Raw genomic sequence first — 22,822 nt, 5'->3', positions numbered from 1 at the left:
TCCTCGGAGTCGGTCCTTGGCCACTGCCCTGTGAAGCCCTGATGTCACTTAGAGGGCATCATCACGCTGTCGACCATGTACACGGTGGCATTCGAGGTTGCGACTCCGCCGCAGACCAGACCGGCATCGTCGAACTTGAGGTCGTCGCCCTCGCCGGAGATCGTCACCTTCGAGCCTTCGACGGTCTCGTGCTCACCGGCGATCTCGTCGGGGGACAGCTGTCCTGGGATGACGTGGTACGTCAGAACCTTGGTCAGCATGTCCGAGTCCTTGGCCAGTGCGTCCAGGTCGTCCTTGGGCACGTCGGCAAAGGCATCATCGGTGGGTGCGATGACGGTGAACTCGCCACCGTTGAGGGTGTCGACGAGGTCGACATCAGGATTGAGCTCGCCCGAAACAGCCTTGGTCAGGGTCTTGAGCATCGGGTTGTTCGACGCTGCTGTGGCGACCGGGTCCTGGGCCATTCCTTCGACAGATCCGCCGCCGTCAGGATTGGCTTCGGCGTAGGCCGCGCAATCGGGCCCGACGAGATCTCCGCCGGCCATGGCAGCGTCGCCTGACTCCTCGGGCGCGTCGCCGCTTTCGGCGGTATCGCTGGACTGGGTCTCGGTATCACCGGATTTGGAGTCGGAGCCCATGTCTGAGCAGCCGCTCAGAGCCATGAGGCCGATAGCGCCGGCGGCGAGGATGGTGGTGGTGCGATTGCGAAGCAGCGTTTTCATCGTTCTTCTCCTAATTGAGGTGGTGCATCAACGGTGGTGCGTATCAGCGCACAGCTCTGAAGTTGCCTTCATTGCTCGCTGTGTACCTGGTATTCGCAGCCCCCGCGGTCCTGGATGGGTGAAACTCAGATTTTCTTCGATATTTTTCCGAGTGCCGATCGGTTCGACGGGAGCGGCCCCAGGCTCCGCCTACATGGGGAGTCTGGGTCCGCGGTGCTGGGGGCTCTGCCTGGCCGCGAGTGCGGCGAGCACGTTCGTGCTGTGGCCGGACTGAGGATCGCTCTACTCAACACTGAACTGGATGTGGTGGTGACCGGTCGCGGAATTGGGGATGGACTTCCTGCGCTCCGGAGTCTGGACGTTTCCGTCCTGGTCGATCGCACGGACCGTGACGGTGTGCAATCCTGCATCAACGTCGCTGAATCCCGTCTTCCACTGGCGCCAGGTGTCGATATTGACCTCATCGCCGAGTTCGGCCGAAGTCCACTCCCCGTCGTCGAGTTTCACATCGACTCGCTTGATACCGCTCTGCTGCGCCCATGCCGTGCCAGCGACGGCCACATCGCCTGCCGGCACCTTGGCCAGCGGCTTCGGCACTTCGACTCTGGACGCGACGAGAATGGGTGCCCTGGCATCCCACCCTCGATCGGTCCAATAGGCGGTCTTCTCATCGAAGCGGGTGACCTCGAGTTCGGTGACCCATTTCGTGGCTGAGACGAATCCGTACAGTCCGGGAACGACGAGGCGGGCTGGAAAGCCGTGCTCGGGAGGAAGCGGGCTGCCGTTCATTCCCACGGCCAGCAGGGAATCGCGGTCATCGGTCAGGGCTTCGATCGGGGTCGAGGCCGAGAAGCCGTCGATGGAATGGGAGAGGACCATGTCTGCGTCCTTGTGGGGTTTTGCTTGGCGCAGCAGCTCACGCACCGGGTAGCCCAACCAAGTGGCATTGCCGACGAGGTCGCCCCCGACCGGGTTGGAGACGCAGGTGAGTGTGATGTGATGCTCGTCGAGAGGAAGGTCGAGCAGATCGTCCATCGTCAGAGTCACCTCCGACTCGACCATGCCGTGGATCCGCAAGGACCATTCCTGAGGGTCGATGACAGGGGGAGCCAGCGCCGTGTCGATGCGGTAGAAGTCCTTGGGATCCGTGACGAAGGGGGCCAAGCCCTCGACATCAGGATGTGCTGCGGCGGGAATCGGTGGAGCCTTCTTGGCAGGTGTCGGCAGAACCAGTTTGGCCACTGCCGCACCGGCATCCAGAGTCAATGAGGCAACGGTCTGTCCTGCCGCCACGGCAGCGGCCCCCGCCGCCCCGATGATGCCGGTGATGGCGAAGAAGCGGCGCCGAGATGGCTCTGCGGCCGGCGTCTCGGTCGTGTCGGATGGGGAGGGTCCGGGTGTGGACGAGCGAGCGGGGCGGGTCGCTGCAGGGAACTTCCTGGCAGCTGCGGGCGTTGTTCCGGTCACAGTCCGGCTCGTTGCGGAGCTGATGAGGACACGGAAGACGGTCATGCCCAGGACGAGTCCGATGAGCGTCGGGATGATGTCGAGGACACTGGACTCGGGGCGGATGAGAATGGCGAGGATGGGAGCCAGTCCGGCCGCGAACAGGAGCACGGTCGCCAGGCGGGGCCGGTGGGAGGCCAGCCAGCCGATGAGCCCGCCGAGGACCAACGCTGCGAAACCTGTGGTGAGGATGAGGAAGAGCTTGTCATTGGTGCCGAAGAGGTCGATGACAGGTTTGACGATTTCGGTGGGGGTGAGCGGAATGATCGTCTGACCCAGCGCCAGCAGAGGCGCCGACTGCGGACCGAACGCGCGGGCGATCAGGTCAGCGGCACCGAACAGGACAAGGGTGGCAACGATCCCAGCAAGGGCGGCGCGAAATGGTCTTCTCATGCCAGATATTCGGAGCAGGAGGCGATTCGGATGGGTGGCCCGGGTGCGAAGATTCGCCCCTGTGCCTCATCGTATTCACGAATTTGCCAGTGAACTTGTCATCAAGCTGACGTAGCATAGTGCAATGACTGAGAACCCAGGATACGCCGAGCCGCAGGCGCCAAGCGGAGACTCGGACGAACCAAGAAGTGCAAGTGCCCCCATCTATACGGCCAAGGTCGAGAACCTCGGCGGGACCTCGGGCGAAGTGCGAGTCGAAGACGGAAAGACGCTCGCGACGGCACCCACCTCACACGCTGATCGGGGGAACAACCCGGAGCAGTTCCTCGCCATGGCGTGGAGCACCTGCCTCGGCGAGACCCTCAAAGTGGTGCTGTCCGTCAATGAGGTCGAAACCCTGTCCCGCGTCCGCGTCGAGGTCGACCTGCACGGGGATGCCGCCGGGGGATTCTATTTCGAGCCCCGGGCCTACATCTCCATCGAAGGCGTCTCCGCCGACGATGCGGAGAAATACGCGGGCCGAGCTCACGCCAGATGCCCCATCTCGAAGCTGCTCAAGGGGCAGGGCAGCCCGATTGTCGAGATCGAGGATTACAAGAACCCCGACAACTTCCAGCTCAGCTGAACGCGGCGCTCGCCGCCGCCTCGGCGCACTGATATAACAGTAGTGACCGTTGCCGCAGCAGTGACCGCGCACCGAGTGCGTGCCTGGTCTCCGCAGTGCTGACCAGGCATCGTGTGGTGTGCGGAGAGTCGTTGACGGGCCGGAAGGGGAACAGTCGTGGACGTTCAGGAAGCAGTCTTCCTCGCACTCGACCTCACCGGCACCTTCGTCTTCGCGGTCTCCGGCGTCCTCTTGGCCGCCCGCCGGGGCTTCGACATCACCGGTGGTCTGGTGCTTGGACTGATGACGGGCATCGGCGGAGGCATGATCCGCGACGTCCTCCTCGATCGAGTTCCGAACGCGCTCGGTCAGCCGATCTATCTGGCGCCGCCGCTCATCGCCACACTGCTGATCTACCTCATCGGCAAGCACATTTCGCGTGCTCGGATCTGGATTGTCACCTTCGATGCGATCGGGCTCGCCATCTTCAGCGTCACCGGCACAACGATCGCCCTCGGTGCGGGTGCGAACTATCCTGCAGCGCTGCTCATGGGTGCACTCACGGCCTGCGGCGGGGGCCTCATGCGTGATGCCGTGGCCAGTGAGGATCCGGCGATCTTCCGCGGTACAGACCTCTACCTCATTCCCGCACTCTTCGGAGCGGGAGTCACGCTCATCGCCGATGCGACGAACTTCCTGGGCGGAGTGGTCTCGCTGATCATCGCCGCACTGGCATTCGTCTTTCGCATGCTGGCCTGGAAGCTGCAGTGGCGGGTACCGCAGCCGATGCGGCAGTGGTCGTACCGGGAGACGCCGAAGAGGATGAAGAGGCTGCCGTCCGTGTTCAGGAAGCCCGACTGAGGACGCAGAGCCTGCAGCGGCCACCAAAGATATAGACGCTGACCCTCCTGCCTGCAAAGATGTACGCATGAGCGAAAAGACAACGCAGAGTTGGACCGACGATCCTCAACCGCTGCTGCGGGCAGGGGAAGGATTTCGACTCGACGATGTTGATCCGAAGTCGACCCCTGGCTACGATGGCAACAAGAAATCCGGACGTCAGGACCTGAAAACCAGCGTTCCCGAGCTCGCTGACCTCCAGGAGCGACTGTTCGCGGCCCACCATGATGAGGAGTCGGGGCCAGCGGTCCTCCTCGTCCTCCAAGCGATGGACACAGCGGGCAAGGGCGGAATCGTGCGCCACGTCGTCGGCTCCGTCGATCCGCAGGGTGTTGAGCTCGCATCGTTCAAAGCGCCGACGAAGAAGGAGCTCGCCCACGATTTCCTGTGGCGTATCCGGCCACGCGTGCCTGGTCCCGGCATGATCGGCGTCTTCGATCGCTCCCACTACGAAGATGTGCTCATCGCCAAAGTCCGCGGGCTTGCCGACGGCAAAGAGATCGGACGTCGTTACAAAGCCATCAACGCCTTCGAGGCAGAACTCGCCGAGGCGGGTGTGCGCATCATCAAGGTTATGCTCCACATCTCCCCCGATGAGCAGAAGGACAGGCTCATGGAGCGCTTGGACCGCCCCGACAAGTACTGGAAGTACAACCCGAGTGATGTCGACGAACGCCTCCTGTGGCCCGACTACATGAAGGCGTATCAGGCGGTGTTCGAGGCCACCTCGACCGAGATCGCACCCTGGTACGTCGTGCCCGGGAACAGGAAATGGTATGCGCGTCTGGCGATCCAGCGACTTCTGCTGAATGCGCTGCGGACCATCGACCCGCAGTGGCCGGGCGCAGACTTCGACATCGAAATCGAACGGGAACGACTGGCCGAAAGCTGAGTTACCGCCCCGGCGACGGTGGAGTTCAGCCGTGGCCGGTGGTGAAAGTCAGCCTCAGTCAGCGCTGGTCACATAAGGTTCAGTCGCGGCGGATGCTGAAGTCGACCTTCGTCTCCTGCTCGACAGTCCGGGACACAGTGCAGTACTTGTCATGAGAGAGGCCGACGAGCTTCTCGATGCGGGCATCGGCCTTGCGGCCATCCTCGTCATCGGGGAAGGCGAGGTCGAAGTCGAGGTGGACGTTGTCCACTCGGGAAGCACCGTCCTCGTCGATCTTGTCGGCCGTGGCCGAGACATCGAAGCGCGTCGGCTCGGTGTGCCTGCTGGTTACAGTGTCGACGTCGATGGACGAGCACCCGGCGACGGCTGCGAGCAGCAGCTCGACAGGAGTCATCAGGCCCTCGCCGCGGCCGAATTCGATGCTCGCCCCGCTCGGCGCGGTGGCCCGGTAGTGGTTCTCTGCGATTCTGGTCAGTTCGATGCTGCGGGTGTCTTCGCTCATAGACCCATGATGTCAGGAAACCGGGTGGATCGCGCACCGGTTGCCCGACCTCGGCGAAATCATGGCGCGGTGAAGTCGACGACTGCTGATTCCTGCACTCGAGCGCTTCGTCCGGGTCCGGATTCGAAGCTCCAGCAGAGGTTCGTGTGTGAGACGACCTTGTCCGGCGATGGCGCTCGAGTGCAGGAAACGGCAGTGGCAGTTGTGCACGAGGTGCCAAAATGGTCCGGGTGAGCACGACACGCGATGATTCGTCCCAGAGCGCCCGGCGCCCCCGCCGCTTCGGCGTGCTGCGGAGCTGGGCGACGGCACCGTACCTGGTCGGGTCCGGGATGGCGATGATGGGCGACAACATCGAACACGTCATCACCTACTGGGTGCTGTGGCAGAAATTCGAATCACCGGCCCTTGTCGGGTTCCAACTCATCAGCCACTGGCTGCCGTTCCTGCTGCTGTCCGTCTACGCCGGATCCCTGGCGGAACGCTTCGACTGCAGGCGCCTGATCCAGATCGGGCAGGGCCTGTTCATGTTCGTGTCCCTGTGCTGGGGTGTCCTGTTCCTCACCGATTCGCTCCAGCTGTGGCAGGCGTGCGTGCTGCTGATCATCCACGGACTGGCCGGATGCCTATGGGGCCCCGCCGAGCAGATGATGCTCTACGACTTCGCCGGACGCAGCGAACTGCCCAGTGCGGTGCGCATCAATGCTACTTTCCGCAGCCTCGGCATCTTGTTCGGTCCCGTCGTCGGGTCTGCGCTCCTGCTGTCATTCGGCCCGACCTGGGGCATCTTCATCAACGTCGTCTTCTACCTGCCGCTGACGATTTTCCTCATGCGCACACCCTTCACCGGCCACACGAGGAGCGGGAGTCCGCGAACCACGCGAACCACCCTTTTGGCCTCGCTGCGGGTCCTCGCCGACGTCCGCCACAATCGTTCGATCATCAGCATGCTGCTGCTCGCAGCGCTCGCCTCGATCACGATCGGGGCCGTCCTGCAGACCGCGATGCCGGTCTTCGGAGGCATCTTCACCGGCCCTGGCGGGGACAGCGACTTCACCTACGGGCTGCTGCTCTTCGCCCTCGGAGCCGGAGGCGTGCTCGGCGGGTTCTTCCTCGAGGCCACAGGCTGGGTGCGACCGACACCCGCGGCGGCAGCGGTGGCCGCCACCGGCCTGGGCGCGAGCTCGATCGTCTTCGCTCTAGCCTCACATCTGTGGCTGGCGCTGACTGTCCTCGTCCTCGCTGGAGTCTGCAAGATCACCGCTGAGGCGACGCAGATGGCGATCATCCAGCTCGAGGCGCCACCTGAGATCCGTGGACGCGTCATCGGGTCCTACTCGATGTTCGGCCCCGGCATGCAGACCTTCTCCGGAGTGACCGTCGGGGTCCTCGGCACGATCGCCACGATCCCACAGGCCGTGACGATCGGCGGTTCCGTCCTGGCCATCGGCGCGCTCGGGATTGGTGCGTATGTCCTGGCCGGACGCGGGCGACGCGTCGGTTGAGGAGTGGGGCCGCCGACAGGGTTTTGGGGTACGCCGCTCAGGTGACTGCGCCGCGGACCTTGTGCGCAGGGGCGTCCCAGATCCGGTTGTCGAGGATGTCGCGCAGGGCTTCGACGGTGTCCCAGACATCGGTGAAGCCGAGGTAGAGCGGGGTCAGACCGAAGCGCAGAACCTCAGGTTCGCGATAGTCGCCGATGATTCCACGTTCGATGAGCGCACTCATGATCGCGAAGCCCTCGGGGTGCCTAATGGAGACCTGTGAGCCGCGGTGGGAGTGCTCACGCGGGGTGACGAGCTCGACAGGGTGCTCGGCCAGGCGAGATTCGACGAGCTCGATGAAGAAGTCGGACAGCTGCAGGGACTTCCGCCGCACCGCGGCCATATCGACCCTGTTGGCGATGTCGAGGCCCAGCTCGGCCACCGACATTGAGATGACGCCCTGCGTGCCGGTCAGATACCGGCGAATGCCTTCGGCCGGAGCATAGTCCGGCGACATCTCGAAGGGCTTCGCATGCCCCCACCAACCAGAGAGCGGCTGTGTGAAACGGTTCTGCAGTGCTTCACAGACCCAGATGAAAGCGGGAGAGCCTGGCCCTCCGTTGAGGAACTTGTACGTGCACCCGATGGCCATGTCCGCACCCGACCCGGCCAGGTCGATCTCCAGGGCACCCGCCGAATGGCACAGGTCCCAGATCACCATGCCCCCACCGTCATGGATCGCAGAGGTGGTAGTGGTCATGTCGAAGAGCCGGCCCGTGCGGTAGTTCACGTGGGTCAGGACGACGAGAGCCACCTCGTCGGTCATCGTGCTCGGGAACCCAGCGGTCACCTCGACGTCATCGACGAGGCGCACCTCGTAGCCACCACCCAGCTGCTCGGCCAGCCCCTGCAGCATGTAGATATCGGAGGGGAAATTCTCCCGCTGAGTGAGAATGACTCGACGGCCGGGCGCATCCGCGGCCTGCATCTTCAGCGCGGCCGACGCAGCCTTGAACAGGTTGATCGAGGTAGTGTCCGTGACAACTGTGCTTCCAGACCCGCCGCCGACGATGCCAGCGACCTTCTCGCCCAGCGTCGCCGGCAGATCGAACCATCCGGCGGTGTTCCACGAGCGGATGAGCCCGGCGCCCCACTCGTCGGCGATGACCTCCTGAGCGCGTTCGGCCGCGCCCTTCGTTCGGGCGCCGAGTGAGTTCCCGTCGAGGTAGATCGTGTCAGAGGGGAGGATGAACTCATCCTTGAACCCGCGCAGCGGATCCTCGGCATCGAGGCGTTCACAGGTACTGCGGTCACGAGGGGTGCTGTGTTCGGGAGTCGTCATAGGTCACCTTCATCGGGTCGGGCATGGGCCGGTGGTGCGTGGGGCCGGCATTGCTGGTGGCGAATCTCCTCACAGACTACCCAGATCACGGATATCATCGAATCATTCCGAACAGATGGCGGAAATAGGGAGTGATTCTTGTGGTGAATTCGGAATTGATCGTCGATCATCGTTCTCAATCGAACGATTCCCACCTCGCCGAGGTGGACCTGGCGATTCTGCGCGAGCTCAGTTCCGATGCCCGGATCTCCAACAAGGATCTCGCTGGCAGAGTGGGATTGGCTGCCTCCACATGCTCGGGGCGGGTCAGCGCCCTGAGGTCGCGGGGAATCATCAGCGGGTTTCATGCCCAGATCGACTTCGGAGCTCTCGGTCTGCACGTGTTCGGTATGATCTCGGTGCGGATGTCTCCAGTCGGGCGGTCGAAGATGAGCGAGGTCATCGCTGGGTTGCTCCGGGCCCCAGAGACCCTCGACGTCTTCCAAGTCTCGGGGGAGCGAGACTTGCTTGTGCACATTGCCACCGCCCATCCGACGGGATTGAATGCCTTCATCGATGAGCATCTCTCGGATCCAACGATCGCCCACACCCAAACCAGCCTCGTGTTCGGACATCACCGGCCTTAGGCTGCGACGTCCCACAGGATTCACTTCAAGCGAAGACGACTTGCAGGAGCACGAGAGACGCAGTCGAATTGATCGCCAAGTGCAGGCCCAGCGGCCCCCACAGATTTCCGTGGAATGCCCGCAACAGTGCAAGGCAGAGGCCCAGGGCCAGCATATAGGGCAGAAGAATCGGCACTCCGTGGCACAGTGCGAAGACGACAGCGCTGAGGGTGACCGCACCCGCTGCGCCGAGGCGATTGCGCACATAGCCAAAGATCACACCGCGGAAGAACAGTTCCTCCCAGAACGGGGTGATGATCGCGACGGCGAGGAACATCACGATCGCAGCGACAGAGCCGGCGTTCCCGGCGACCGAATCGGTCGATGAGTCACTGACTGGTTCCGAGCCGGTGATCGCGAAAACGAGGAGCTGCGCACCGAGCACGACAAGCACAGCAGCGGGAATCTGCCACAGCAGGTGGAGGAGGCGCAAAGAGGGACGGGAGAAGCCAATGGTCGATATTCGGTGTCCGCGGCGGCGCAGAACGAACGCCAGAGCAACCAGCGTCCCCACACTCTGCACGAGCAGTGCAACGATGATGAGGGTATCGAGATGTGCTGGGATTCCCGGAACAGTGAGGCCGATGGCGACGGCAGTGCCGAAGACGAGAGCACCGACTCCTAGGACCATGCCTGCCGAGATGAGCAGGGTTGTCGTCGTCAGCCGCCTTCGCTGTGGGGATTCGCGCATATCTCGACCGTACAAGTCGCTGATCAGCGCCGTTGTCGCCCAGAAGGATGAGATTCCATCGCACAGCTGGATGGGCGAAGGAAGCAGCGGTGCCAGATCGAATCGTGTCGGAATGCGTCAATCCATTTCGTGTGGATGACGGACTGCGTCGGAATCTGACGAGTGGCCCTCGCCGGAAAGGCCGGTGGTCCTAATCTGGGGATCACTCAAACGAAGGAGACGTCCCCATGACCATCACCGCTGATACGACCAAGAATACGGAACGGATACGAACACAGGTAGGACCGTTTTGATCAGCGCCGGAGACCGTGCCGATCGGCTCACCTCTGCAGGTCAGGCGTGGAATGAACAGATCGTCTCCTCGGCGAAGAATGCACAGCTGACGTTCTCGGCAGAGGGAAGCGCCCAGGGCTCGGTGTCCTCGGTCATAACGGCCGGAAACCACACTTTCACCGTCGACGAGCCGGCCCCACTGGCGGGCGACGATGTGGCCCCGAGCCCCGTCGAATACGCGTTGGGTGCCCTCATCTCATGCCAGATCGTCGTCTACCGGCTCTACGCGCACAACTTGGGGCTGACGATAGACAGCCTCGATGTCAGAGCAGAGGGCGACCTCAACGTGCAGGGACTCTTCGGAGCCGCTGAGGCTGTGCGCCCTGGCTTTTCAGCCGTTCGCGTCATTGTGGACATCACGGGACCTGACAGCGATGAGGCCTACCAGGAGCTGCAGACGACGGTCGATGCCCACTGCCCTGTCTTCGACATCTTCACGAACCCGACACCCATCGATGTCACCGTGACCAAGACGAACTGACGGGCGCGAGTCGGCAGAGCATCCGGCGTTGGATTTGAGCTCAGACCGCGCTGGACTCGAGCTCAGGCCGCGCTGGACTCGAGGATCTCGAGAACTCCGGGTCCATAACGATCGAGTTTCTTCAGACCCACGCCGCTGACCTGGCCGAGTTCGCTGATCGAGTTCGGCTTGGCTTCGACGATTCCGTACAGGGTGGCATCGGGGAAAACGACGTAGGCGGGAACGCCCTGTTCTTTCGCCTGATCGGCACGCCAGGAACGCAGAGCTTCGAACAGGGCTGTGTCCGCGGTCCCGAGTTCGACCTCGGGGCCGCCTCGGCGCTTGGCTCCTGCTTTCTTGGGCCCGGATTTCTTCACGGGGTCCACGCGCAGGGACACTTCCACTTCACTGCGCAGGACTGGACCCGCGTCCTCGGAGACGACGAGTACACCGTAGTCGCCGTGGGACTCCAGGAGGCCGCGGGCGAGGACCTGACGGACCACGGTCTTCCACTGCGTCTCACTGAGGTCTTCGCCGATTCCCCAGACGCTTAGGCTTTCGTGATCGGCCGCACGGGAGCGCTCATTGTCATTACCGCGCAGGACGTCGACGACCTGACCCGAGCCGAACTTCTGGCCGCGTTCACGGTCGAGTCGGATGACGGCCGAGAGCAGCTTCTGCACGGCCACTGTTGCGTTCCAGGTCACTGGGGGTGTGATGCAGGTGTCGCAGTTTCCACAGGGTGCGGATTCCTCGTCGAAGTAGCGCAGCAGCTGCACGCGCCTGCAATCGACGGTCTCGCACAGAGCCAGCATCGAGTCGAGGTGCGACATCGCGCGTCGTTGGTATGTACGATCACCGTCACCTGATTCGATGAGGCGGCGCTGGGAGACGACATCGCCGAGGCCGTAGACCATCCACGCATCGGCTGGTAGTCCGTCGCGTCCGGCACGACCGGTCTCCTGATAGTAGCCTTCGACGCTGCGCGGCAGGTCGAGGTGGGCGACGAAGCGGACATCGGGTTTGTCGATGCCCATGCCGAAGGCGATCGTCGCGACCATGACCAGGCCGTCCTCGCGGAGGAAGCGAGCCTGGTGGTCGGCACGCACCTCGGAGGGCAGCCCTGCGTGATAGGGCAGGGCGTTTATTCCGCGGGCCACGAGCGCCTCAGCCAGCTGCTCGACACCGCGGCGGGATAGACAGTAGACGATGCCGGAGTCGCCAGCGTGTTCGGTGGTGATGAAGTTGATGAGCTGCGAGCGGCCGGACTGTTTCGGTTCGATGCGGTAAGTGATGTTCGGGCGATCGAAGCTGGCGACGAAATGCTGGGCACCGCCCAGGTGAAGACGCTCGGTGAGTTCGGCGTGAGTGGCGGGTGTGGCCGTGGCTGTCAAGGCGATGCGTGGCACGTCGGGGAATCGTTCGGCCAGTACTCCCAGGCCCAGGTAGTCGCTGCGGAAATCGTGGCCCCACTGTGAAACACAGTGGGCCTCGTCGATGGCGAACAGGGCGACCTGTGCACGTTCGAGCAGCGCCATCGTGCGCGGCAGGACGAGACGTTCAGGTGCCAGGTAGAGCAGATCGAGTTCACCGGCCAGGAGCCCACGTTCGACGTTCTGCGCTTCCTCGAAGTCGAGGGTGGAGTTGAGGTACGCCGCTCGCACACCGAGGTTCTCCAAAGCGGCGACCTGATCTGCCATGAGCGCGATCAGCGGCGAGATCACGATGCCGGTGCCCGGCCTGACCAGGCTCGGAATCTGATAGCAGAGGGACTTTCCACCGCCGGTGGGCATGAGGACGACAGCGTCACCACCGCCCACGATCTGATCAACGACCGCTTGCTGTTGACCCCGGAACTCGTCATAGCCGAAGACATCGTGGAGGACGTCGAGCGGGGAGGTTGTGGGTGCCGAGGTCATGCTCTCAAGCCTAGTGGACGGTGCTGACTCGGCCGAACTTCTTACGCCGGACCCGTGCTTGGAGCATGCGCTCCGTGTCAGTGACGACGAAGAGGTGAGTGTTCAAGGGGCACAGGGGCAAGACACACACTATCTATGGCGGATGGGTGATGCCCGTTCGCCTTCGTGCCTGGGCTGACATCAGACTGCGCTGACATCAGAGCGGAGGCACTGAGCCTCGAGCTCGGAGGCAAGCCAGCCGCGGCGTATCCGAGTCTTCCCCTGCAGAAGGCCGGCGAGGGCCAGCACCGCATCCCTCGCGATTCGACCCCCTCACACGGCACCACCCCCAGACAACACTGATTCCAAGACTGCGCCCCGCCTTCGAAGCCCTATCGGGCCAGAGCTGCGCAATGCCCGGCGGTGGAAGCTCCAGCAGCAGGCAGCAACGGGCTCTCAACGGGAGGTTTCTGGTGACCTGGAGGTATGTGGTGGGCGTCACTCCCGCTTTTCCGATTTCGAGTTGCGTGGCAGTCCTGGCCTGGTCTAGAGTGGTATCTCGTTGCCCCGCAGAAAACGAGTTCTTCTCGAACAGTTTTCACCGGGTGTGACCAGCACAAACACAGTTTGGTTGGGTCGCACGAGAATGTGGGTAGCAGCAACATAATTGAAACTGACACCCCTGGTGAACACGGCCATTTATGGTTTGTGGTGACGGGTGAGTGTGTGTGGTTTGAGAATCCAATAGCGTATTTGTTTGAACAGATAGTGATGCCAGAAACATTTTTTCTGGTAAGACAATCACATGTCCAGACACCAGTGTTCGTTCCCCTCGCCGGGAATGGGCACTTTGTTGTGTGTGGGTATGAAATTTTTAGGTCAACTGCGATCACCCCGTGATCGTTGATTGACTGTCTTGCCGGGGTTATTAACGCAACATAATTTTTTTATGGAGAGTTTGATCCTGGCTCAGGACGAACGCTGGCTGCGTGCTTAACACATGCAAGTCGAACGCTGAAGCCCCAGCTTGCTGGGGTGGATGAGTGGCGAACGGGTGAGTAACACGTGAGTAACCTGCCCCCGACTTCGGGATAAGCCCGGGAAACTGGGTCTAATACCGAATATGACTCCGACTCGCATGAGTTGGAGTGGAAAGTTTTTTCGGTTGGGGATGGGCTCGCGGCCTATCAGTTTGTTGGTGAGGTAATGGCTCACCAAGACGACGACGGGTAGCCGGCCTGAGAGGGCGACCGGCCACACTGGGACTGAGACACGGCCCAGACTCCTACGGGAGGCAGCAGTGGGGAATATTGCACAATGGGGGAAACCCTGATGCAGCGACGCAGCGTGCGGGATGACGGCCTTCGGGTTGTAAACCGCTTTCAGCAGGGAAGAAGCCACCTTCGGGTGGTGACGGTACCTGCAGAAGAAGTACCGGCTAACTACGTGCCAGCAGCCGCGGTAATACGTAGGGTACAAGCGTTGTCCGGAATTATTGGGCGTAAAGAGCTCGTAGGTGGTTGGTCACGTCTGCTGTGGAAACGCAACGCTTAACGTTGCGCGTGCAGTGGGTACGGGCTGACTAGAGTGCAGTAGGGGAGTCTGGAATTCCTGGTGTAGCGGTGAAATGCGCAGATATCAGGAGGAACACCGGTGGCGAAGGCGGGACTCTGGGCTGTAACTGACACTGAGGAGCGAAAGCATGGGGAGCGAACAGGATTAGATACCCTGGTAGTCCATGCCGTAAACGTTGGGCACTAGGTGTGGGGGACATTCCACGTTCTCCGCGCCGTAGCTAACGCATTAAGTGCCCCGCCTGGGGAGTACGGTCGCAAGGCTAAAACTCAAAGGAATTGACGGGGGCCCGCACAAGCGGCGGAGCATGCGGATTAATTCGATGCAACGCGAAGAACCTTACCAAGGCTTGACATACACCAGACCGGCCTGGAAACAGGTTTTCCTCTTTGAGGTTGGTGTACAGGTGGTGCATGGTTGTCGTCAGCTCGTGTCGTGAGATGTTGGGTTAAGTCCCGCAACGAGCGCAACCCTCGTTCTATGTTGCCAGCACGTAATGGTGGGAACTCATAGGAGACTGCCGGGGTCAACTCGGAGGAAGGTGGGGATGACGTCAAATCATCATGCCCTTTATGTCTTGGGCTTCACGCATGCTACAATGGCTGGTACAGAGAGATGCGAGACCGCGAGGTTTTAGCGAATCCCTTAAAGCCAGTCTCAGTTCGGATCGTAGTCTGCAATTCGACTACGTGAAGTCGGAGTCGCTAGTAATCGCAGATCAGCAACGCTGCGGTGAATACGTTCCCGGGCCTTGTACACACCGCCCGTCAAGTCACGAAAGTCGGTAACACCCGAAGCCGGTGGCCCAACCCTTGTGGAGGGGGCCGTCTAAGGTGGGACTGGCAATTGGGACTAAGTCGTAACAAGGTAGCCGTACCGGAAGGTGCGGCTGGATCACCTCCTTTCTAAGGAGCACACATAAGAACCCCGACAACAGACACCGATTGTGTGTCTGGTTGGGCAGCTCAAGGGTGGAACATTGCTATTTTCGCTCATCCGACCTGCGTGGTCACGGTATGTTCCGTGTTCGCGGGGGTTGTGTGGTGGGCTAGAACAAGTACGTTATTGGGTCCTGGAATCACAGGCCCCACAACGATGCGCACTCTTTTGAGGGTGTGGTGGTTGTGGTGTGGTGGTTTCAATCTAACGGACCGACCCAGGTCATGGTCATACTGCTGTAGCAGTGTGGGTGTGGGTGGTGTTTGGTAGTGGTTTGAGAATCGTATAGTGGACGCGAGCATCAACAACACACTTGTGTGTGTTGTTTATGTAATGTGATTTTTCTTGTGAAATCCGAAAGTGTTTTTTTCGCGCACACAATTATCGACTGACTTCATTGTGGTTGGTATGAGTGTGTAAGAGCGCATGGTGGATGCCTTGGCATCAGGAGCCGATGAAGGACGTGGAAATCTGCGATAAGCCTCGGGGAGCCGATAAACGGGCTGTGATCCGAGGGTGTCCGAATGGGGAAACCCCGCCACATGAGAGTGTGGTGACCCGCATCTGAATATATAGGGTGTGTGGGGGGAACGCGGGGAAGTGAAACATCTCAGTACCCGTAGGAAGAGAAAATAAAATATGATTCCGGGAGTAGTGGCGAGCGAAACTGGAAGAGCCTAAACCTTGTCAGTGTCAAACGTGCTGGTGTTGCTGGCTTGGTGTTGTGGGGTATGCGTGTTCGGTCCAGCATGACCGGAACGTTGATGTGTGCTGCGTGTAGTCGAAGCTGGTGGGAAACAGTACCGGAGTGGGTGAGAGTCCCGTAGACGAAACATGTGGCCCCAACGTTGTGCATATACCCGAGTAGCACGGTACTCGTGGAATGTCGTGTGAATCTGCCAGGACCACCTGGTAAGGCTAAATACTTCCTGATGACCGATAGCGGATAGTACCGTGAGGGAATGGTGAAAAGTACCCCGGGAGGGGAGTGAAATAGTACCTGAAACCATGTGCTTACAATCCGTCAGAGCCTCCTTGTTGGGGTGATGGCGTGCCTTTTGAAGAATGAGCCTGCGAGTTAGCGGTGCGTGGCGAGGTTAACCCGTTGTGGGGTAGTCGTAGCGAAAGCGAGTCCGAATAGGGCGTTTCAGTCGCGTGTCCTAGACCCGAAGCGGAGTGATCTAGCCATGGGCAGGGTGAAGCGTGTGTAAGAGCGCGTGGAGGCCCGCACCCACTTCAGTTGAAAATGGAGGGGATGACCTGTGGTTAGGGGTGAAAGGCCAATCAAACTCTGTGATAGCTGGTTCTCCCCGAAATGCATTTAGGTGCAGCGTTGCGTGGTTCTTGCCGGAGGTAGAGCTACTGGATGGCTGATGGGCCCCACCGGGTTACTGACGTCAACTAAACTCCGAATGCCGGTAAGGTTCAGCGTGGCAGTGAGACAGTGGGGGATAAGCTTCATTGTCGAGAGGGAAACAGCCCAGACCATCAACTAAGGCCCCTAAGCGTGTGCTAAGTGGGAAAGGATGTTCAGTTGCGAAGACAACCAGGAGGTTGGCTTAGAAGCAGCCATCCTTAAAAGAGTGCGTAATAGCTCACTGGTCAAGTGATTGAGCGCCGATAATGTAGCGGGGCTAAGTACACCGCCGAAGTTGTGGCAGCATCCCAATAAGCCGTAATGGTGGGGTGTTGGGTAGGGGAGCGTCGTGCTGGCAGTGAAGTCGCCGTGTGAACGAGTGGTGGAGCCGGTACGAGTGAGAATGCAGGCATGAGTAGCGAAAGACGGGTGAGAAACCCGTCCACCGGATGACCAAGGGTTCCAGGGCTAGGCTAATCCGCCCTGGGTAAGTCGGGACCTAAGGCGAGGCCGACAGGCGTAGTCGATGGACAACCAGTCGATATTCTGGTACCGACGCATAACCGTCAATACCAAAACACGTGATACTAACCATGTCACATGCCCGTGATGTCTTCGGATGTCTGGTTGGTGTGTGGTGTGGGACCTGAGTGTGGAGTCGGTAAGCGCGAGGTGTGACGCAGGAAGGTAGCCAGGCCACGCGATGGTAGTCGTGGTCTAAGGTCGTAGCACGTGGGGGTAGGTAAATCCGTCCCCACATTGAGTGTGAGAGCTGATGGGCGCCCCATTTTGGTGGGGTGATCTGGTGATCCTATGCTGCCGAGAAAAGCATCGGCGTGAGGTTGTGTGTTGCCCGTACCCTATAACCGACACAGGTGGTCAGGTAGAGAATACTAAGGTGATCGAGAGAATCGTGGTTAAGGAACTCGGCAAAATGCCCCCGTAACTTCGGGAGAAGGGGGACCATCCCGGTGAAGCCAACTTGCTTGGTGATGTGCTGGTGGTGGTCGCAGAGGCCAGAGAGAAGCGACTGTTTATTAAAAACACAGGTCCGTGCGAAGATGTAAGTCGATGTATACGGACTGACGCCTGCCCGGTGCTGGAAGGTTAAGAGGACTCGTTAACCCCTTTAAGGGGGGTGAAGCGGAGAATTTAAGCCCCAGTAAACGGCGGTGGTAACTATAACCATCCTAAGGTAGCGAAATTCCTTGTCGGGTAAGTTCCGACCTGCACGAATGGCGTAACGACTTCTCTGCTGTCTCAACCACGAACTCGGCGAAATTGCATTACGAGTAAAGATGCTCGTTACGCGCAGCAGGACGGAAAGACCCCGAGACCTTCACTATAGTTTGGTATTGGGATTCGGTGTGGTTTGTGTAGGATAGGTGGGAGACTGTGAGACCTTCACGCTAGTGGGGGTGGAGTCGTCAAGTGAAATACCACTCTGACTATACTGGATTTCTTAACTTCGGACCCTGATCGGGTTCAGGGACAGTGCCTGATGGGTAGTTTAACTGGGGCGGTTGCCTCCTAAAGAGTAACGGAGGCGCCCAAAGGTTCCCTCAGCCTGGTTGGCAATCAGGTGTCGAGTGTAAGTGCACAAGGGAGCTTGACTGTGAGACGGACGTGTCGAGCAGGAGCGAAAGCTGGGACTAGTGACCCGGCCATGGCTTGTGGAAGCGTGGTCGCTCAACGGATAAAAGGTACCTCGGGGATAACAGGCTGATCTTGCCCAAGAGTCCATATCGACGGCATGGTTTGGCACCTCGATGTCGGCTCGTCGCATCCTGGGGCTGTAGTCGGTCCCAAGGGTTGGGCTGTTCGCCCATTAAAGCGGTACGCGAGCTGGGTTTAGAACGTCGTGAGACAGTTCGGTCCCTATCCGCTGCGTGCGTAGGAAATTTGTGGAGGCCTGTCCTTAGTACGAGAGGACCGGGACGGACGAACCTCTGGTGTGCCAGTTGTACCGCCAGGTGCATGGCTGGTTGGCTACGTTCGGGAAGGATAACCGCTGAAAGCATCTAAGCGGGAAGCCTGCTTCGAGATGAGATTTCCAACCCCACTTGTTGGGGGTGAGGTGTCCTATAGATTATGGGTTTGATAGGCCGGGTATGGAAGCATCGTGAGGTGTGGAGTTGACTGGTACTAATACGCCGATCACTCATACAATCCTTTATTGTGGTTGGTGTGTGTGAGTAACATTTGTAGGGTTTCACGAGACGTTCTTTGTGATGAGTCACGTTATGTGTGGTGTTCGCGTTCGCTGTACGGTTCTTGGACCGCTACTGACTCTTTGAGGACTGTGTGTTCTTGGGGTGGTAGTTGGTTTGTTGGTTTTGCGGTGGTGATAGTGGTGGGGAAACGCCCGGTTAACCGTTCCGATCCCGGTAGCTAAGCCCATTCGCGCTGATGGTACTGCAACTTGGTGGTTGTGGGAGAGTAAGTGACTGCCGCAATATTCTTTGAAGTGGCGGTGTAAGGTTCGATCCTTTATGGATTGTTCCTTACACCGCCACTTTTTATTCATGCTTGCTGCGGATCCTCAACGTTCGGGCCATCTCATATCTTATGGGGTGGCCTTCTTTGTATTCATGCGTTGGCTTTCGGACCGCTGGGCATGTTGGGGCCTGTTGCACTCGGCCCGCCTGGATCCGCAATTCGCGTGCTCGTTCGCGGCCCGGGCTGCAGCGGAATGCTGATGGCGGCAGCGATGGCGGAAGATCTACTTTGTTTCGCCGGTGCGAGGATGGTGCCTGTCCTTCCTGTGAATGCGGACGGGCGGCACTCAGTACGGTAGTCGGACAACACATGAGCGGGCAGTCAAGAAGCTCGGGGCACGAAGCTTACGTCCAGTGGCATTGCTGCGTCAGACCCTCGCGCTACCCTGGAAGCCGAGCAACCGAACCGAGGCCGAGCAAACCAATCGCAGCTGCGCGATTGACTCATAATCCAAGAACCGAGGAGCACAGTGGAAACAACCAGGCGCACAATCATCAAATCAGCGAGTGTGGCTGGATCCGTCGCAGTCGTCGGATCCTCGGCCGTGCTCACCTCAGCATGCACCTCGGCGGAGTCGGATGACTCGCAAGCGGAACCCGGGCCAGCTGCCAGCCTTTCGAGCAGCGAGGTTCCGGTCGGATCCGGCACCGTCGTCGACGACACCTATGTCGTGACCCAACCGAAGGAGGGCGAGTTCCACGCTTTCTCTTCCGTCTGCACGCACCAGGGTTGCCAGGTTCGCAACGTCACCGAGACGGAGATCGTGTGCCCGTGTCATTCCTCGATGTTCTCGACGACCACCGGTGAGGTGCTCGGCGGTCCCGCAACAGAGCCTCTTCCGGAATACTCCGTGTCCGAATCCAGCGGAGAGCTGACGATCTCCGGGACGTGAGCGCAAAGCCACCGTCGAGGGGCGGCCAGCGGACGGCGGGAGCGCGGGCGTGGTGCAGTCCTGAGAGGGACGGCCCGTGAACTCAGCTCAGCAGGATCCCAGGCACCACGAGGGCAGCGGAGATGACGATGACCAGGACACCTGAGAAGCAGAGGCTGGTGACCTCTGACCGACGAGCCTTCGCTCCCGCTGCACGCCACGGAAGGCTGGGCCACACTGTTGCGGCTCTGTACACGCCGTATGTGTAGGAGACCAGGCAGACCAGCCAGACGTAGATGAACCAGTCTGTCCATCCGCCGAAATCCACGACGAGACGGACGATCAGCAGCATGGCGGCGGCTGAGAAAAAGCGGCCCAGCAGGCCGGTGCGGGTCGTCGTGCTGTATGCCCGAATAGCGGTGAGGGCGCCCCAGGAAATGACGATGGCGCTGGCGACCTGGGAGAAGAGTTCGGGGCTCATGAGGGATCTCCCGCCGACGAAGAACGTGCGACTGTCGAAGTCTGCGAGCCTGCCCGTGGACCGCGTGTCAACTGTGGATCGCGTTTCGCCGCCCGAGGCGAAGCCTTGTCAGACGAGATCAGGTCGGCGGCGTTGTCGACCCCGTTGGTCGAGTCGGCGAGGACGATGATCCCCTGCCGAGACTCCGGATCGAAGCCGAGGTAAGACCGGTATCCGCCGGTGCCGCCGTTGTGCCAGGTGAGGTTGGGACTGCGATGTTTCGTTGTGAGCCACGCCCAGCCGATGCGATCCGACTCGTCGAAGTCCTCGCGTGGTTCGGCCGCCACGGCGCCGGGGGCTGTCTGGTTCATCGTAGCCCGCAGCCAGATGTCGAGGTCGTGAGCGGTCGATCGGATGGCACCCGCCGGGCCCGACCCGCCCAGGGTCCATGGCGCGGCCGGCAGCCCGGAGGCTGTATAGCCGTGGACCAACCCCTCGGCCGAGTCGGGAACGTAGGTGCTGTTCATCCCCAGCGGTGCAGTGATCCTGTCCCTGACGAGATCTCCATAGTCGGTGCCGGTCACGGTCGCCAGTGCCTGGCCAAGAACCGCGAACCCGAAGTTCGAATACTCCGGCTCCGTGTCTCCCACGCTGACATCCTCGAGTGAGTTGACGAGGTCGGCCGCGGTCCCTCGATACGGGTCAGTGTGGATGTACCTCGAGACGATGCTCGCGAGGCCGTCACCGAAGCTGACAGCCGGTTCCCGCGAAGGCAGCCCCGAACGGTGCATCGCAATCGACGTCAGCCTCACCGCGGCGACATCACCGTCGAGGTCGGGCCAGACATCGCCGAGGCTGGTATTCTCGTCGATCTCTCCGCGCTCGATCGCATCGGCGAAGAGAGCCGCTGTGAAGGTCTTCGTGATCGACCCGATCTCGAACTCGGAGTTCTCATCCGCCCCGACCCCGCTCCAGGTCACCTCGTCTCCGTCGATCTTCGCCGCGGCAAAGTGGTGCCAGTGCTTGCTGCCCAGCGCCTTCTCGACCTCGTCGACGAACGCGGCGCTGCCAGTGGGTTCGCCCTGGAATCCGTGTGGGAACGGAGTGATGAGCAGAAGCAGTCCGGTCGCAATCGCAGCGGCCATCACCGCGCTGATCCCGCGCCGAGGCGGCGACGGGTCGGTCGTCGCGGCGTTGGTGTGCATCGTGTCAGTGTCCATGGAACCTTCTCTTCGAACGCGTAGGGCCCGTCGGAATGTGCGGATCGAGATTGGCGAAAGTCGACCGCCGTCTGCTCGTATCTTTCAGCGGGTGCCGATGAGGATGAGTGTGAGCAGGGGGATGATCTTCTGGCCAGGGACCTGCCAGTGGCCGCGCCGAGAGCTCTCCAGCCAGCCGGCTCCGGCGAGGGCATGGATGTGGTGGTAGATCTGGCCGGTCGTGCCGAACCGGTCGTCCTCGCCGAGGTGGGCCACGGTGGTCGTGCCCTCGTAGATCGCCTGCAGGAGCTCAAGCCGGACGGGGTGGCCCAAAGCAGCCAGGGCCGGAGCCGCCTCGGCGAAGTTGAGATCCTCGAGGCCTGCCGAGGTCAGGCCCATCTGCCAGGAGACCGGGGACTTCGCGCCCGGCGGCGTCGTGTGACCGGTGTAGACGACACCGCCTTCGTCTCCCGCGTGGTCGATGAGGCCGTTGAGAGCCCAGAAGGTCTCGTCGTCGGCACTTCGGAGCCCTCGGCTCCGTGCAGGGGCAGAGCCGGCCTCGGGAGAAGGAACAGGTGCGACCGCCGCATTCTCCCAGCTGGCGACCTTGCGCTCGAGCTCTGCCAGGCGGGCCTCGACCGTGCCACAGGATTCATTCTTCGGTGACGTGCTCATTTCCCCATAGTAGACACAATACGTAATTACGTAAATACGTGGTTAGCTCGCTGGGTGCCCGGTGCCAGACAGACTCAGGTGAGAGACCTAAACTGGTGTTGTGATGAGTACCGACGAACCCCGCACCGAGCCCACGCAACCGCGACCCGACGCACTGCCCCAGTCCATCTCCGAGTCGAAGGCGCTCGGCGCACCGATGGTCGTCCGCGGAATCCTCGGCGTCGCCTTCGGCTTCGCGACGGTCTTCTGGCCACGCGATGCGGCCAGTCCCAAACACCTGTCGATGGACGTCGATATCGTCGACATCCTGTCCATCAGCTACCTCGTGCTCTTCGCTCTCGCCCTTGTCTACCAAGGTCTCCGTGCGCCGCTGAGTGTCCGCACTGCGGTCTATGGTCAAGTTGTCATCACGATCCCCGCGATCGTGTTCCTGTTCCTCGCAGATCAACCCGCGGAACTGCGCGCGGCACTGAGTATCTGGGCCCTGCTCCACGGGCTCATCGAGCTGTACAACTATCGTCAGCTCAAGTCCCACCCGATGGCATCGGACTTCCTCATCGCGGCGGCCTGCCATGTACTTCTCGGCGTGATCCTCATCTTCGGCGACGGATTCGGTGCGCTGTGGATCCTCGGCTTCACCGGTGTGGCCACACTCATCGCCGGCGTCATCTTCATCATCGGCGGCTACTCGCGCATCAGCAAGGCCAAGCAGATCGCAGCCGACAAAGAACCATTCGTCGACGGACTCCCCGCCGCCGAAGCCGATGCCCCAGACGTCCACGACGCTCCCGGTACGCCCGAGGCTCCCGACGACAAGAACTGAGCCAGGCCGCGCAGCCGGCACAACCGATGTCA

At 61.0% G+C, this 22,822-nt stretch carries 17 protein-coding genes and 3 rRNA genes; 11 read left to right on the top strand and 9 right to left on the bottom strand.

The features are described from left to right. Nucleotides 1–44: 44 nt before the first annotated feature. Both AAFP32_RS15945 and AAFP32_RS15940 read right to left on the bottom strand, forming a co-directional pair. Complete coding sequence (locus AAFP32_RS15945; protein WP_350269959.1) at nt 45–722, bottom strand: fasciclin domain-containing protein; 678 nt, start codon at nt 720–722, stop codon at nt 45–47. 282 nt (nt 723–1,004) lie between these two features. Continuing rightward, the gene (locus AAFP32_RS15940) at nt 1,005–2,621 is read right to left on the bottom strand and encodes a molybdopterin-dependent oxidoreductase (RefSeq protein ID WP_350269958.1); all 1,617 of its coding nucleotides are present in this window, start codon (nt 2,619–2,621) and stop codon (nt 1,005–1,007) included. A gap of 124 nt (nt 2,622–2,745) precedes the next feature. Here AAFP32_RS15940 and AAFP32_RS15935 point away from each other — a divergent pair, with 124 nt between their 5' ends. The 3 genes from AAFP32_RS15935 (at nt 2,746) to AAFP32_RS15925 (ending at nt 5,017) form a co-directional block, all read left to right on the top strand. Further along, on the top strand, nt 2,746–3,246 hold the full coding sequence (locus AAFP32_RS15935; protein WP_101618854.1) for an OsmC family protein: 501 nt from the start codon (nt 2,746–2,748) through the stop codon (nt 3,244–3,246). Nucleotides 3,247–3,402: 156 nt separating this feature from the next. Further along, nucleotides 3,403–4,086, top strand: coding sequence for a trimeric intracellular cation channel family protein (locus AAFP32_RS15930; protein ID WP_350269957.1), 684 nt, complete (start codon nt 3,403–3,405; stop codon nt 4,084–4,086). Nucleotides 4,087–4,153: 67 nt separating this feature from the next. Continuing rightward, the gene (locus AAFP32_RS15925; protein WP_101642942.1) at nt 4,154–5,017 is read left to right on the top strand and encodes a PPK2 family polyphosphate kinase; all 864 of its coding nucleotides are present in this window, start codon (nt 4,154–4,156) and stop codon (nt 5,015–5,017) included. Between the two features lie 79 nt (nt 5,018–5,096). Here the strand turns inward: AAFP32_RS15925 and AAFP32_RS15920 are convergent, their stop codons facing one another. After that, a complete protein-coding gene (locus tag AAFP32_RS15920) occupies nt 5,097–5,519 on the bottom strand; it encodes an OsmC family protein (RefSeq protein ID WP_101642944.1) in 423 nt (140 codons plus the stop codon). A gap of 230 nt (nt 5,520–5,749) precedes the next feature. Between AAFP32_RS15920 and AAFP32_RS15915 the strand changes: the two genes are divergently transcribed. Continuing rightward, on the top strand, nt 5,750–7,024 hold the full coding sequence (locus AAFP32_RS15915) for an MFS transporter (protein WP_350269956.1): 1,275 nt from the start codon (nt 5,750–5,752) through the stop codon (nt 7,022–7,024). A gap of 37 nt (nt 7,025–7,061) precedes the next feature. Here the strand turns inward: AAFP32_RS15915 and kynU are convergent, their stop codons facing one another. After that, complete coding sequence (kynU, locus tag AAFP32_RS15910) at nt 7,062–8,345, bottom strand: kynureninase (RefSeq protein WP_350269955.1); 1,284 nt, start codon at nt 8,343–8,345, stop codon at nt 7,062–7,064. A 143-nt stretch (nt 8,346–8,488) separates the two neighbouring features. On the opposite strand from kynU, the gene AAFP32_RS15905 reads away from it, so the two are divergent. After that, a complete protein-coding gene (locus AAFP32_RS15905) occupies nt 8,489–8,971 on the top strand; it encodes an Lrp/AsnC family transcriptional regulator (RefSeq protein ID WP_350269954.1) in 483 nt (160 codons plus the stop codon). 25 nt (nt 8,972–8,996) lie between these two features. On the opposite strand, the gene AAFP32_RS15900 is transcribed toward AAFP32_RS15905, so the two are convergent. Next, nucleotides 8,997–9,701 carry a CPBP family intramembrane glutamic endopeptidase gene (locus tag AAFP32_RS15900; RefSeq protein WP_350269953.1) on the bottom strand — a complete coding sequence of 235 codons (705 nt, stop codon included), beginning with the start codon at nt 9,699–9,701 and terminating at the stop codon, nt 8,997–8,999. Nucleotides 9,702–9,990: 289 nt separating this feature from the next. On the opposite strand from AAFP32_RS15900, the gene AAFP32_RS15895 reads away from it, so the two are divergent. Then, nucleotides 9,991–10,515, top strand: coding sequence for an OsmC family protein (locus AAFP32_RS15895; RefSeq protein ID WP_350269952.1), 525 nt, complete (start codon nt 9,991–9,993; stop codon nt 10,513–10,515). A 62-nt stretch (nt 10,516–10,577) separates the two neighbouring features. On the opposite strand, the gene recQ is transcribed toward AAFP32_RS15895, so the two are convergent. After that, nucleotides 10,578–12,413 (bottom strand): DNA helicase RecQ, encoded by a 1,836-nt coding sequence (gene recQ, locus AAFP32_RS15890; RefSeq protein ID WP_350269951.1) that lies wholly within the window; start codon nt 12,411–12,413, stop codon nt 10,578–10,580. Between the two features lie 925 nt (nt 12,414–13,338). Between recQ and AAFP32_RS15885 the strand changes: the two genes are divergently transcribed. The 4 genes from AAFP32_RS15885 (at nt 13,339) to AAFP32_RS15870 (ending at nt 19,654) form a co-directional block, all read left to right on the top strand. Next, nucleotides 13,339–14,872 (top strand): 16S ribosomal RNA (locus AAFP32_RS15885). A 440-nt stretch (nt 14,873–15,312) separates the two neighbouring features. Then, a 23S ribosomal RNA gene (locus AAFP32_RS15880) occupies nt 15,313–18,432 on the top strand. A 168-nt stretch (nt 18,433–18,600) separates the two neighbouring features. Then, nucleotides 18,601–18,719, top strand: a 5S ribosomal RNA gene (gene rrf, locus AAFP32_RS15875). The 16S, 23S and 5S rRNA genes sit together here, the layout of an rRNA operon. A 512-nt stretch (nt 18,720–19,231) precedes the next feature. Continuing rightward, nucleotides 19,232–19,654, top strand: a complete 423-nt coding sequence (locus tag AAFP32_RS15870) for a Rieske (2Fe-2S) protein (protein ID WP_350269950.1) — start codon at nt 19,232–19,234, stop codon at nt 19,652–19,654. Nucleotides 19,655–19,736: 82 nt separating this feature from the next. On the opposite strand, the gene AAFP32_RS15865 is transcribed toward AAFP32_RS15870, so the two are convergent. The 3 genes from AAFP32_RS15865 to AAFP32_RS15855 all read right to left on the bottom strand — a co-directional run bounded on the left by AAFP32_RS15865 (nt 19,737) and on the right by AAFP32_RS15855 (nt 21,967). Continuing rightward, on the bottom strand, nt 19,737–20,114 hold the full coding sequence (locus AAFP32_RS15865; RefSeq protein WP_350269949.1) for a hypothetical protein: 378 nt from the start codon (nt 20,112–20,114) through the stop codon (nt 19,737–19,739). Continuing rightward, nucleotides 20,111–21,313, bottom strand: a complete 1,203-nt coding sequence (locus tag AAFP32_RS15860; RefSeq protein WP_350269948.1) for a serine hydrolase domain-containing protein — start codon at nt 21,311–21,313, stop codon at nt 20,111–20,113. The genes AAFP32_RS15865 and AAFP32_RS15860 overlap by 4 nt, the downstream gene beginning before the upstream one ends. An 84-nt stretch (nt 21,314–21,397) precedes the next feature. Beyond that, the gene (locus AAFP32_RS15855) at nt 21,398–21,967 is read right to left on the bottom strand and encodes a winged helix-turn-helix domain-containing protein (protein WP_350269947.1); all 570 of its coding nucleotides are present in this window, start codon (nt 21,965–21,967) and stop codon (nt 21,398–21,400) included. A 103-nt stretch (nt 21,968–22,070) separates the two neighbouring features. Here AAFP32_RS15855 and AAFP32_RS15850 point away from each other — a divergent pair, with 103 nt between their 5' ends. Beyond that, the gene (locus AAFP32_RS15850) at nt 22,071–22,790 is read left to right on the top strand and encodes a hypothetical protein (RefSeq protein ID WP_350269946.1); all 720 of its coding nucleotides are present in this window, start codon (nt 22,071–22,073) and stop codon (nt 22,788–22,790) included. Nucleotides 22,791–22,822: the final 32 nt, after the last annotated feature.

It is taken from the genome of Brevibacterium sp. CBA3109 (genome assembly GCF_040256645.1).
In the GTDB taxonomy this organism is placed as follows: Bacteria; Actinomycetota; Actinomycetes; order Actinomycetales; family Brevibacteriaceae; genus Brevibacterium; species Brevibacterium koreense.
The sequence above is the reverse complement of the archived record's forward strand: the minus strand, read 5'-3'. Positions and strand labels throughout refer to the sequence as shown.

Coding starts and splice junctions, on each gene's coding strand:
- AAFP32_RS15945 (WP_350269959.1), bottom strand. CDS start 722: ATGAAAACGCTGCTTCGCAATCGCACCACCACCATCCTCGCCGCCGGC.
- AAFP32_RS15940 (WP_350269958.1), bottom strand. CDS start 2,621: ATGAGAAGACCATTTCGCGCCGCCCTTGCTGGGATCGTTGCCACCCTT.
- AAFP32_RS15935 (WP_101618854.1), top strand. CDS start 2,746: ATGACTGAGAACCCAGGATACGCCGAGCCGCAGGCGCCAAGCGGAGAC.
- AAFP32_RS15925 (WP_101642942.1), top strand. CDS start 4,154: ATGAGCGAAAAGACAACGCAGAGTTGGACCGACGATCCTCAACCGCTG.
- AAFP32_RS15920 (WP_101642944.1), bottom strand. CDS start 5,519: ATGAGCGAAGACACCCGCAGCATCGAACTGACCAGAATCGCAGAGAAC.
- kynU (WP_350269955.1), bottom strand. CDS start 8,345: ATGACGACTCCCGAACACAGCACCCCTCGTGACCGCAGTACCTGTGAA.
- AAFP32_RS15900 (WP_350269953.1), bottom strand. CDS start 9,701: ATGCGCGAATCCCCACAGCGAAGGCGGCTGACGACGACAACCCTGCTC.
- recQ (WP_350269951.1), bottom strand. CDS start 12,413: ATGACCTCGGCACCCACAACCTCCCCGCTCGACGTCCTCCACGATGTC.
- AAFP32_RS15865 (WP_350269949.1), bottom strand. CDS start 20,114: ATGAGCCCCGAACTCTTCTCCCAGGTCGCCAGCGCCATCGTCATTTCC.
- AAFP32_RS15860 (WP_350269948.1), bottom strand. CDS start 21,313: ATGGACACTGACACGATGCACACCAACGCCGCGACGACCGACCCGTCG.
- AAFP32_RS15855 (WP_350269947.1), bottom strand. CDS start 21,967: ATGAGCACGTCACCGAAGAATGAATCCTGTGGCACGGTCGAGGCCCGC.
- AAFP32_RS15850 (WP_350269946.1), top strand. CDS start 22,071: ATGAGTACCGACGAACCCCGCACCGAGCCCACGCAACCGCGACCCGAC.